Source organism: Candidatus Bealeia paramacronuclearis (assembly GCF_035607555.1).
Lineage (GTDB): Bacteria > Pseudomonadota > Alphaproteobacteria > UBA9655 > UBA9655 > Bealeia > Bealeia paramacronuclearis.
The window spans coordinates 62,105-73,871 of sequence record NZ_JAVHWZ010000005.1; the positions used below are offsets into that span (position 1 = coordinate 62,105).

General features: G+C 40.8%; 12 protein-coding genes and 2 pseudogenes. 3 read left to right on the forward strand and 11 right to left on the reverse strand.

Annotation, left to right across the window (positions count from 1 at the left end):
- Nucleotides 1-58 precede the first annotated feature (58 nt).
- The 6 genes from Bealeia2_RS09700 to Bealeia2_RS09725 form a co-directional block, all read right to left on the reverse strand.
- Nucleotides 59-361 (reverse strand): hypothetical protein, encoded by a 303-nt coding sequence (locus Bealeia2_RS09700; RefSeq protein WP_331256820.1) that lies wholly within the window; start codon nucleotides 359-361, stop codon nucleotides 59-61.
- A 72-nt stretch (nucleotides 362-433) separates the two neighbouring features.
- Nucleotides 434-1,369 (reverse strand): Rpn family recombination-promoting nuclease/putative transposase, encoded by a 936-nt coding sequence (locus Bealeia2_RS09705; protein ID WP_331256821.1) that lies wholly within the window; start codon nucleotides 1,367-1,369, stop codon nucleotides 434-436.
- A 159-nt stretch (nucleotides 1,370-1,528) separates the two neighbouring features.
- On the reverse strand, nucleotides 1,529-2,797 hold the full coding sequence (locus Bealeia2_RS09710; RefSeq protein WP_331256822.1) for a hypothetical protein: 1,269 nt from the start codon (nucleotides 2,795-2,797) through the stop codon (nucleotides 1,529-1,531).
- 41 nt (nucleotides 2,798-2,838) lie between these two features.
- The gene (locus tag Bealeia2_RS09715; RefSeq protein WP_331256823.1) at nucleotides 2,839-3,708 is read right to left on the reverse strand and encodes a hypothetical protein; all 870 of its coding nucleotides are present in this window, start codon (nucleotides 3,706-3,708) and stop codon (nucleotides 2,839-2,841) included.
- A 244-nt stretch (nucleotides 3,709-3,952) separates the two neighbouring features.
- Nucleotides 3,953-5,221 (reverse strand): hypothetical protein, encoded by a 1,269-nt coding sequence (locus Bealeia2_RS09720; RefSeq protein WP_331256824.1) that lies wholly within the window; start codon nucleotides 5,219-5,221, stop codon nucleotides 3,953-3,955.
- A 348-nt stretch (nucleotides 5,222-5,569) separates the two neighbouring features.
- Nucleotides 5,570-5,830: a hypothetical protein gene (locus Bealeia2_RS09725; RefSeq protein ID WP_331256825.1), complete on the reverse strand. Its 261-nt coding sequence runs from the start codon at nucleotides 5,828-5,830 to the stop codon at nucleotides 5,570-5,572.
- 62 nt (nucleotides 5,831-5,892) lie between these two features.
- Between Bealeia2_RS09725 and Bealeia2_RS09730 the strand changes: the two are divergent.
- The 3 genes and pseudogenes from Bealeia2_RS09730 to Bealeia2_RS09740 form a co-directional block, all read left to right on the forward strand.
- A pseudogene (locus Bealeia2_RS09730) lies at nucleotides 5,893-6,203 on the forward strand (IS607 family transposase); the annotation flags it as partial.
- Between the two features lie 76 nt (nucleotides 6,204-6,279).
- Nucleotides 6,280-7,248, forward strand: a pseudogene (locus tag Bealeia2_RS09735) (IS701 family transposase).
- A gap of 33 nt (nucleotides 7,249-7,281) precedes the next feature.
- Complete coding sequence (locus Bealeia2_RS09740; protein WP_331256827.1) at nucleotides 7,282-7,704, forward strand: IS630 family transposase; 423 nt, start codon at nucleotides 7,282-7,284, stop codon at nucleotides 7,702-7,704.
- On the opposite strand, the gene Bealeia2_RS10640 is transcribed toward Bealeia2_RS09740, so the two are convergent.
- The 5 genes from Bealeia2_RS10640 to Bealeia2_RS09760 all read right to left on the reverse strand — a co-directional run.
- A complete protein-coding gene (locus Bealeia2_RS10640; protein ID WP_414437891.1) occupies nucleotides 7,666-7,917 on the reverse strand; it encodes a hypothetical protein in 252 nt (83 codons plus the stop codon). The genes Bealeia2_RS09740 and Bealeia2_RS10640 overlap by 39 nt on opposite strands.
- Nucleotides 7,854-8,276 (reverse strand): IS1/IS1595 family N-terminal zinc-binding domain-containing protein, encoded by a 423-nt coding sequence (locus Bealeia2_RS09745; RefSeq protein WP_331255242.1) that lies wholly within the window; start codon nucleotides 8,274-8,276, stop codon nucleotides 7,854-7,856. The genes Bealeia2_RS10640 and Bealeia2_RS09745 overlap by 64 nt, the downstream gene beginning before the upstream one ends.
- 49 nt (nucleotides 8,277-8,325) lie before the next feature.
- The gene (locus Bealeia2_RS09750) at nucleotides 8,326-10,134 is read right to left on the reverse strand and encodes an MBL fold metallo-hydrolase (RefSeq protein ID WP_331256828.1); all 1,809 of its coding nucleotides are present in this window, start codon (nucleotides 10,132-10,134) and stop codon (nucleotides 8,326-8,328) included.
- 12 nt (nucleotides 10,135-10,146) lie between these two features.
- On the reverse strand, nucleotides 10,147-11,247 hold the full coding sequence (locus Bealeia2_RS09755) for a hypothetical protein (protein ID WP_331256829.1): 1,101 nt from the start codon (nucleotides 11,245-11,247) through the stop codon (nucleotides 10,147-10,149).
- A gap of 281 nt (nucleotides 11,248-11,528) precedes the next feature.
- Nucleotides 11,529-11,767, reverse strand: a 239-nt coding sequence (locus tag Bealeia2_RS09760; RefSeq protein ID WP_331256830.1) for a hypothetical protein, incomplete at its 5' end; no start/stop codon positions are given.

Here is an 11,767-nt window from a genome sequence, read left to right on the forward strand (position 1 = left end):
CGGTATGCAAATTTGTGATGAGAAGAGAAAAAGTCGAGTTTTTCTGGGAATCACAAGATCAGTTGTGACGACCTTTTGTGTGATCTTCGACCTCTAAAACGTCGCGAGATGTGACCACAGATTTTTCACCGGCAATGGCATTTGTCGGTGTCTCCAGAATGACTGTTTTTGATTCAACAGGTTGTATGTATTCTTTGTGACAAGGACAGATGACTTTTGTGACTTTATGATGCTCTGTTCCTTTGAGTGTTTGATGCTCTTCGTGAGAGATAATTTGTACACATTCTGGCTGATGCGCACATCCGGCAAGTGCAGCCGCAACCAAGCCAAGAGCAGCAATATGTTTAGGTGAGAGTTTCATGTGAAAGGCTCCTTGATATGATGTTTCTCGTGATCCAAGTGTAACGAAGAACCGGACACGCGGTCAAATCACTCAAGGCGTCTTTTGGGTGTCCTTGAGAACAGTGAGCCTCTTCTCATCAAGTCCCGTCATCTGCGCGACAAATGCGATTGTTTGTCCGCTTTGCAGAAGTCGTTTGGCCATGTCGAGTCTTTCTTTTTCACGACCCTCTTCACGACCCTCTTCACGACCTTTCTCAAGACCTTTCTCGAAGCCTTCTTTTTTGCCTTTTTCAGATGCAGCCAAGAGAACGTCTTGCGAGTGAACAGCCTCTTTGAGATAGGCAAAGTACGTATTGCGCTCTTCATTGGACATGTGGATGACCGCCAAGCGTTCTGCAACCTTCTTCATCACAGGTGATTGGAAAGAAGGGAGGACTTCGGAGTGCTTCATCATGTAAAGCCATTCATCGAGTTCATGTTGCACCTGATCGTTAAAACGCGGCAGCGAGATAATGAAGTACTCCGGAAACACGTTAGGTGTCTCAAACATGATGAGACCCTGATTGGCGATCTTCACGTTGACAGGATGCGTGGTGTCAATTTCATGAAAGATCGTCTGCCCATGATAGAGAGGGGATTTCATGGTCTGCGTTGCAAAATAAAGCAGACTGATATGGAAGACTTTTTTGATGCTGGTGTAGTCCTGATTCCCAGAAATACTATCCACGATGAGACGTGAAGAATTAAAACACGCTTTGTGCAAAAAGTTGGGTGTAAAAGAGCGTTCGATCTCAACAATGTATTTATTGTCGTCTTTGTCTTGCACGACAAGATCCGCGATACTGCGTTTGAGATCAAAAGATTCCTTGTTGGACTCGCTGTCGAGAAGAGCATTGATAGTCACAGGAGGATATCCCTGTGTTTGTAGAAGTGTCGAGATAAACCTTTCGATAATCTCGTAATCGCCCTTGTTCTTGAGGATGTACTTAATCGCGTAATCGAAACTGATGAGAGGTTTATCTGACATCGTCTGTCTTGCCTTTTTGTCGTTTATCTATGGACTGACTGTACGGAGGTTACGATCTCTTGTCGAGGTGAAACGCGCGCATTGCATGGATAGTCTAATAATTCCTTCGATGTTAATAAAGCTTCATTCCCTACACCATCATACATCGGGACTGTACAACTACATAGTATATAACGAGGCTGTAATGTTAGCCATATTATAATTATGTCCTGGTCCTGACATATAATTATTTATTCCAATAATTTTCCTTCTAAAAACTCTTCGATTGGCAGTGGGATCATCACATAGATAAATTGCACCGGTTTGTGGTTGAATTGCTGGTAAAGTACTGTCTGCGAATACAAGTCCTTTTGATAGAAAGTTTAAAAGTTCCTTTTGATCCTGTGAAAGTGCTACGGGAGCATTAACATCCACAGTTATCGTAAGTGGGAAATCCATACCTTGTGGGGTTAACACTAGATTGTTAGGATTTTCCATAAAAAGATGTTCAAAAAATTGAGCTGGAACTTTCGAATCGCTTTGCAATATAATGGGATTATTAATATTATTATGCAAGTTTGTAATATCTTCTAAATTCCAAACCTCTCCTCCATCATAACATATATTCATCCCGATATATTCATCAGCAATGAGGGTATTTCTCTTAGCCATAAAAATATTTTTTGAAGATCCATTGAGATAAATTTTGAAATTACTGTTTGCTTTTGGATAAGTGTAATTTTGCAATAACATATATGGCTGTGAATTATAATCTACGTTTGTATAAGCATACAGATTTAAATAATCTATTGTGCCAAATAAGTCTGTTGTAGGATTAGCATCCCACGAAGGAGCTCCATACGAACCATAAAGAAATGTTTTTGTAGCACCTTCCCTTTGTGTTCCATTTTTTATGAAATAACTTCTAACTACAGTCCAAGCACAAGCATCTGATATAATTGCCTGTTTAGGATGAACCTTCGGAAATTCTTTTGCTGCATTTTTAATGGACGTTTGTGGATTCATGGATAGAGTAGAGGAAGGTATAGAGCGTGGTGGCACGCCTGCCGTTGTTGCGATAAGATTTCCGTCTAGCATTCGACCAAGAGCTGGAAAAAAATTACGTGTATTAATTTTTTCAAATTGCTTCATCTGATCTGCATCAGTTGCAGAAGATACGTTTGTTTCAAAAACACCGTTTATGACAAACAAAATTTCTGGATATTGCGTGGAGATATTTTGAGAAAATTCTTGCATTATATTTTGAAAAACTTCTTCTTGCATAGGGGCATTTTCAATTCCACCTGGAGCTGTTGTAGAACAAAAATGTTCTTGTGTCACACATATTGCATTGTCATTAGCTTGACAACAAGTCCTCCTGCGAAAACCGAGACCATTGAGAACGTCTTCAATCGTTGATGAAAAAGTTATATAGTTCTGTGCAGCCACAAAATCTGGTCTTTTCCTTATAATAATAATATTGTTATATCTCATTTTATTTCTCTTATTGTGTAAGTATTATACATCCCATTACTATTATATGAAGACATACCAGACGTTAAACAAAAATTCTTTTTATTTGATTCTGGAATCAAATGAGCATTAAATGTTCCGTTTGTTACAAAGTTAAAAACTGCAAGACCATTATTCTGATCTGTAATTGTAATGAAACTTTCTTTTTTATTTAAAAAATCATCCTCGCAATTTAAGGTATGCGATATATTAATCCTGAAAGACTCATTTTTTTTCAGTTCTGAACCTTCTGCATGAGTTTGTTTTATGATTTTTCCAAATTTTATGTTTACCTTTTGTAGAAAAATAGATTTTTCCGATAAGTTTGTCAGATATAGTCCTGTTTCAAATTGTTCTTTTCGTGGGCTTAATGATCTAACGTCCTTTTCCTGCCACATCGCGCCCGCTTCAGCGGCAATGAGCGTTGAAGCTGCGGCAAGAAGTGCTGCGATAGCATTGCGGATCTTTTGACTGCGACTCGTTGTATTAATCATGTTTATGTTCTCCATATTTGAGTTGGCGAGGACGCTTGCAATATCAGCATCTTTGAGAATTTCTCTTGCGGTTGTAAGCGCTTGTTGGGCTTCTTCCAATTCAGCTTGTGCGATTTCTTTATCTATCATCGATATTGCGGGAATTGCTGTAGGAAGCCAATCTTGATTTTCGTAAGCATCTGGCGTTGTAATGCGCTCGTACGCAACCACTTCTTCTGCATGCAGAGGATCATAAAGAACAGCCGGTTCATATCGTGAAGATATGGCTGGTGATGCTGCATCGTTATGTAATCTTGAAAGATCACGCTGTAATCTCTCAATATCATGCTGCACTTGCTGGATATCGTAATTCACGGACTCGTCTGTCATCGCGTTTCCTTTCGTGACGTTTATTGACAATTTATTGCCCAAAAATTGAACGCATCTTATAATGTGTACAAGTCTTACATTTTCTTTGCTTGAATATTAATGACAGGAGGTCTCGCGTGACATCCTGTCATTCCTCTTATAAGAGAGCGCTAACTGATCTTGAGGGTTGCGGTTCTTTTTAGAAGATGACGCCTTCCTCAATCTCAAAATCATAGTACCAGACTTGAAATCAACGGGTCAAATCACGGCTTTTCGCTTCACATCCACGCCTGTCGCCTTGCTCAATACTCCGGCACCTCGACGTCGTAGCCACTCTTGATGAGGCCGAACTCTTGCAAGAAGAGGATAGATTGCGAGAAGGTGTCGACAACATCTTCACCGGTACCGTTCGGATACACGAGCACGTCTTCCATGAACTTCTGGCTGTGATCGTAGAGCGTGTAATTGTCTCGTGAGTTCGTCTGCTCAAGACGTGTTGCGGGAGCCAGATAATGCCACGGGGTCCCAAGAAATACCTTATTGTTTTAGCACGTGCGAGCTTGGAGCCGTACGTACGCGGCACGAAGCCCTCAACGCGCACACGAGGGCGCATCTTCTCCAGAAACGAGATGAGCGGTTGTCCTTGAGTTGCACGTTCCACAATAAAGAGACTCGTCTTGTACTCGGGCTTGATTGTGTGCGGGCGTTTTGGATATTCAGGATGGCTATCGGTGCAATCAATCGCCATGCGTCGGATCTGCTCCATCAGCTCTTCAAACGGCAACCGCGCTTTCATGAGGCTCAAGAGCATCAGATGCGACTCACCATCGTACTGGAAGACGCCCCAAGATGTGGCTGCTGAAAAGCTGCTGCTCTCGTGTGTTGTGAGTGCGGTATCCACAGACGTCACGATCATCTTGAAGCGCGGCATCGGACTTGACCAGACCATGAAGTCTTGGTGTTTGAAGAGGCCACCTTCTTGCGGTGCTGGCCGCTGTTGATACTGACCTGCAAACGCGTACTCGCTCATGGTGGCTTTTTGCTCGTCAACAACCGACTGCGGGAAGCGTGCCGGGAAGAGCAACTCGCCATCTTTCGTGCGCGGATCTTTCCATGTTTTACCAGCCGCTTTGACAACACAGCGACGCGAAGGTTCAAAGCACGCTGGAAGAATGACTTGCGTCCAGAGTTTTGTCTTGTCATGTCGCACAATCAGGTCGGTGATGTCTTTTTCTGAGACGCGTTGTTGCACCACAATCATGGCGCCGGCTTTGGCATCATCAAGTCGCGATTGCCAGACATCGCGCCACCAGAGATTTGTCGAGTGCATTTTCGCTTCTGACTCGACGTCTTTGGGATTGTTCGGGTCGTCGGCAATGAGAATATCGCCACCGAGTCCTGAGATCGAGGAGCCCACCGATGTGGTATCACGACGGCCGCCTGCGGTGTTTTCAAACGTGCTTTTGCTTTTTGTGACGGCGAGATTGTCACCCGATCCCTCCAGTGAGATTGATACCACTCCGAGAGAATCAGACGACGACATTTCTGACTGGGAGAGGTCACGATCTTTTGGGCATACGAGCAGAAATAGAGTCGCGTCTGAGGATTTTGAATCCAGCACCACGCCGGAAACGCCACCGACACCAGACTGGTCTTGCCATATCGCGGAGGAATGTTAATCACGAGTCTGCGGATGTTCCCACGGAACACTTCCTCCAGAATCTCGCTCAGCATCTTCAGGTGCCAGTTCGGCGCAAACGTCCCTGTCTCCATATAAGGCCAGGCACGCTGGAGAAAGCTGTACAAACTCTCTTCGCACTCTCGCTTTTCAATCAGACGCTCCAGAACACCATCCAGAAACTCAAGATCAGTGGATTTCGGAAGATCCGTCAGCATGTTTCTTTTCAGCGCGCACTAATTTCTGCAATTCCACAAGAAACGGCTTTGACATGTTCTGCAAAATCAACTGTGCGCTCTGCTCCTCATTCCTATCCAGAGAGATGATCTCCCGCGGAACCGGCAAGAGGTATTTCAGGAACTCGATGATCTCACGAGGATTCGTCGATTGCTTGATCAGCGTCAGAAGATTCTCGAAAATATCCACCTCCTCCATCAGGCGTTCGCACATGGCCTGACGGGTTAATAACTGCTCTTTAAAACCTATCTAAACTTGTATATAGTTATCCAATTATGGATAAGTTATTGAGTATCAGAGAAGCCAGTCGTATTCTTGGAGTGTCAAATGGCACATTAAGGCGATGGGAAAAGAGAGTCGCCTTGTTCCCGAAAGAACAGCGGGAGGACAAAGACGTTATCCTTTATCTGCCTTGCGCCCTCATCTTGTTCGCACTGAAAAGATAGATAGAAAAACGCTTTGCTATGCTCGTGTTTCCAGTCACGATCAACGGCAGGATTTGGAAAGACAAAAACAAGTCCTTGAGATGTATTGTGCAGCTCAAGGTTGGAAGTTTGAGACCATTGCGGATCTTGGCAGTGGTATGACACGAGTTACGCAGTTTGCAGGAGAAGAGAGAAGAGATAAGGTGAGAGGGAATATTTATTAAATGAGAAGAAATGATGTCTCGACACAAATGCACAAAATCACTTTATCGTTCATTTTACAAGCCAGCAGTGTGCGCTATTCAGGGTTGGCACTTTCGGAGGTGTCACCGATTCCATTGTCGCATGACAGCGTCAATCGATGGTTGAGTTCTAGTGCATTGCGTCCGAGCGGAGTGTGGAATCTTACTCAATCTCTTATTAACAAGAAAGAACCTTGTTTTTTAGTATGTGACGATACAATTTTGGATAAAAATCGGAGCGAGAAGATAGAGCTTGTGCATTATCAGTATTCTGGGAATGCCCATGATGTTATTGCGGGGATAGGTCTTGTCAATTTGGTATGGCATGGCCTGAGGAGTCATGACTCTATTCCTGTTGATTATCGTATTTATGATAAAGCCAGCGATGGCAAAAGCAAGAATGACCATTTCAGGGAAATGTTAAAGCTGGCTCAAGACAGAGGGATAAATCCGGATGACGTGGTTGCAGACGCTTGGTACTCGAGCTTGAATAATCTGAAGGCCATTGAATCCATAGGCTGGACATGGGTGATGGGGTTGAAGAAAAACAGGAAAGTGAATCGTGGAGAAACTCTTGAAAAGCTGGACATTCCAGATGAAGGACTGAAAGTTCACTTACGCGGATATGGATGGATTACTGTTTTCCGGTTTGTTGCCAAAAACGGTCGCACGGATTATATCGGAACCAATAGGGATAATCCCTCTCGTGATCATATTGAACTGGTCATGAAATCGCGTTGGAAAATCGAAGTTTATCATCGGGAATTAAAGCAAACATGCGGTCTTGAACGCTGTCAGTCTCGCACGGACGAGCCCAAAGAAATCATATATTTCTTGCCATTTCGGCTTGGATTCAAAGATTTAAAAGACGACTTGCTGGAGGCTTCTCTTTTATCAGCAGCAGTGGGATGTTATTAAGCATGATATCTCTAGAGAAATAACAAAACTCATGTCTTTCGCTTAGATTCCCACCCTTTTGCTGCAAACTGCGTAACTCGTGTTCAAAACAAACATGATTTCAACCATAACAAACAAGGGCACCTTGCGGTTTATGATGTTTGATGAGAATTTCACAACGGACGTGTTTATTGACTTTTTAAGAAGGCTGATTTGGAAATCTCAGTCAAAAATCTATTTAATCCTTGATAATCATAAGGTTCATCATGCTTACAAAGTGCAAGACTGGGTGAAAGCGCATGCGGACAAAATTGAGCTTTTCTTTTTGCCACCGTATTGTCCGGAATTGAATCCTGACGAGCTACTCAATCAAGATGTCAAAAGTAATGCTGTGGGGCGGAAACGCGCTAAGAACCTCTCTGAGTTGAAGAGAAATTTGCGCCAATATCTCTTTGGAACACAAAAATCCCCTCACATTGTAAGGTCATACTTCCAAAAAACTGAAGTCTCCTACGCCTCTTAATGTCATCTGTTTCCATGTCGGGGTAATATCCTGCTCGATTGGGTAGGTTAAATCCTTGCCAGTAAAAAGTTGATGTTCAGGAATTAGACGATGAAATCCCTCCCAATCGTCCGTGATGAAAGTGAGATCCCTCGTGCCGATTTCGTCGATTAAGCTTTTGGCTGTTCGATCATCACGGCGACCCAAAGTCCAGGAGATAACTCGCCCTGACACAGGGTCAAAGGCTTTCCAGATCCAAATTTTGTTTTTTTTCCATTCACGTAATGCCACATCTCGTCGATTTGAACGAGCTTAAGGTCAGATGGAACGGCAGGCCTTTCCAATGATTTTGCCTCTTTTCGAATCCACTTCAAAACAGCGACATTACTGACTTTAAGAACCTTTCCGATCATTCCAAAGCTTGCATTTCCCAATGTATATAAAAGGATTGCCAAGGCTTTCATGGCCTCTGGCTTTCCGCGCTTAGGTGTATTTGTGAAGTTGCAGCCGCAGCTTTTACAGCGGTAGCGTTGGATCCCTCTGACCATTCCATTCTTAACATACTGAACTGAATTACATTTCTTGCATTCCATGGCCTATCCCCCTTTAAATAAGCCATCTTATCACGTTATCTATCTTTGGTTAAGTGTCTCGAGAAAAATTTGGAAGTTTATTTTGTTTATTGTCTCTTCTTAATAAATTATTTGTCAGATCGTCTTTGCTTTTATCAAAAAAGACATTAAAATTTTGTTCTTTATAAAAAACCACGGGTGCAGCATATTGAAAAACAATAGCTAACTCTTTTGGCATGTTGTTTAGTATATCTGCATAAGCACTTTCAAAATTTTCTTTTGGATTTAAACTACAAGATAAAATCTGGATCGTTAATGGAGAAGAAAAAAGTTCTTGATCAATAATATTTAATAAATCTAGTCTGTTTTGTGTAATGGAGATTTTAGAAATAAATCCTTTATTTTTACAAAGCCATTGATATAAATGTTCTATCATTATATAGATATTATTTTCCCAAAAAATATTTACCGGCTGTAATGTGTGCTCTCCCTGAAATCTGAAATCCACAAAAAAATCTTGAGTTAAATACACATTTGATTGTGTTTTGTTCCAAACACAGGGGCGAGAACTTATAAATACTTTTCCATTGTCTATCCACCGAGTACATAACTTTTCAATAAATATTGATGATGTACACGCAGTGTAATAATATGGGCACGTTGTATTATAAAGATAGGTTTGAGATGCATTATCTTTATGATAAGATCCAATCGAATAAAAGTCAGACTGTGAAAAATAGTTTTCTGTAGGGAGCTTTGTTGTTTGAGCTAATAAATAAGACATTTCTGTTTTATGTTTCTTAACTTTCTCAGCATAGAACTTTGTTCTATTAGGCCTAGGATGTTCATGTTGTGAATAAAGAGCAGCACTAACAACAACTTTTTCTGGGTCAAACACTTTCTCCCAATTTTCTGATAAATCATGATCTTTGTCGGCTCCATGATGAGGAACAACAAATATATTTGAGCGCACAGGCACACTGTTCTCAAATGTTTTTGTTGTTGCATCTCCTGTAAAAGTAATACAATAGCCGTTCCGAGAAAAAACTTGATATAAGTTTATGATATTTTTTTTAATCAAGTTTGTCTCAGAGATGAATTGATTTTTTTTCTCTTTATAGCTATTTGTCAATTTATAACATTGCAACATTTTTTCAAGTGTTTTTTGTTTTTTTTCTTGTTTTTTATTATTGTGTTCTTGAGCATCCGATAATACGTTTGCTTCAAAGATACCCTGCATTTTCTCCAGCTTTTTATTCTCTGAATTAATTAGGTTATTTATATTATCGATTGATTTTTTATCCTCTCTAGTCAACAACAAAGAGCAAATTAAGCTATTCTCATTTTTTTTGCTATCATCGTCTGTATTGCCATGTAAAAATGAGAAATTGTGAAAACAGAGGGCAACATTTTCTGCTATAGGCCTTATTTGAGGATTAGAAATCTCTATAAATTTTATATGTTTCTGAAAATCGTCTTCAATATATTTTTGCAACGGATAAACACTCGAACAAATAAAGAAAATCTCTTTGAACGATGGAGTGGTCTTAAAACTTCCACTCTTTTTCTCTGTATGAAACAAGATACTTTTTAATAAAGAAATATGATCAGCATCTGGATGACTTATAACAACATAAGCCGTCATGTCCTGAGCAGCATTAATGCTTCTAACTATTCCTGATCCTAGACTGTCTGAGTTGAATTGCTCATCCTCTTCTTCGTTCTGATATGGATTAATAGCATTTTTTGCTGAGCCCGCATCAAAAAAATATATATCCTTCCCTTCAGGGGACACATAAGCGGAACAACTTCCTTGACCTATATTAAAAAAGAAAAGAGAGTCTGACTGTATTTCATAGATTTTTATTTCTTCGTCCATTTCAATTATCCATTAAATTGTTTCATATATTGAAACAATATTGTTAAAAAAATCTACAGATTCCTCCGTGTTAAGATTAAATTGTTTTTTCTTGGATGTAAAATTTAAGATTGGGCTCAATCTTTTGATAAATATTTTTTGAAAACTCATTTGATCAATTGATTCTTTTAAAGAATTAATCATTTGAATACATAAATGTTCTTTATCATATTTTTCCAAAGACGAAAATATCAGTAGAGACTTTAAGGCATTAATAGATGGAGGATAAAAATAAGCCGCAGATATGGATAATTGCCAAGGAATGCTTTGATAGCGCTGTATAAAAACAAAATCTGCGTCATCATCTTGCAATTCTGTTGGATAAATCAACCCTGCAATAAATGCTTTTTTTACCTGTGCTGTTGATAAAAGAGATTCCTGTTTTGGCAAATAAATAACAACAGGAAATTCAATATTTTTTGCTTCTTCTTCTGAAATTGCTAAACTTTTAATATCATCAATGGAAATCTTCAGAGGATCTATTTTTTCAATTATGTGCTTATATAGTTCTTCACTTTTATAAGTGCACGTATCCTCAATAGCTGCCCTCATAATGTCATAATTTTTTGGAGAAATACTTTGCTGCATGTTTTCTCTCTCTTCCCACATTGCACCTGCTTCTGCAGCGATGAGCGTTGAAGCTGCGGCAAGAAGTGCTGCGATAGCATTACGGATCTTTTGACTGCGACTCGTTGTATTAATCATGTTTATGTTCTCCATATTTGAGTTGGCGAGGACGCTTGCAATATCAGCATCTTTGAGAATTTCTCTTGCGGTTGTAAGCGCTTGTTGGGCTTCTTCCAATTCAGCTTGTGCGATTTCTTTATCTATCATCGATATTGCGGGAATTGCTGTAGGAAGCCAATCTTGATTTTCGTAAGCACCTGGCGTTGTCATGCGCTCGGACGCAACCACTTCTTCTGCATGCAGAGGATCATAAAGAACAGCTGGTTCATATCGTGAAGATATGACTGGTGATGCTGCATCGTTATGTAATCTTGAAAGATCACGCTGTAATCTCTCAATATCATGCTGCACTTGCTGGATATCGTAATTCACGGACTCGTCTGTCATCGCGTTTCCTTTCGTGACGTTTATTGACAATTTATTGCCCAAAAATTGAACGCATCTTATAATGTGTACAAGTCTTACATTTCTTTGCTTGAATATTAATGACAGGAGGTCTCGCGTGACATCCTGTCATTCCTCTTATAAGAGAGCGCTAACTGATCTTGAGGGTTGCGGTTCTTTTTTAGAAGATGACGCCTTCCTCAATCTCAAAATCATATTACCAGTCTTAAAATCCGAGAGTCAAATCACGGCTTTTCGCTTCACATCCACGCCTGTCGCCTTGCTCAATACTCCGGCACCTCGACGTCGTAGCCACTCTTGATGAGGCCGAACTCTTGCAAGAAGAGGATAGATTGCGAGAAGGTGTCGACCACATCTTCACCGGTACCGTTCGGATACACGAGCACGTCGTCCATGAACTTCTGGCTGTGATCGTAGAGCGTGTAATTGTCCCGTGAGTTCGTCTGCTCAAGACGTGTTGCGGGGAGCCAGATAATGCCACGGGGTCCCAAGAAATACCTTA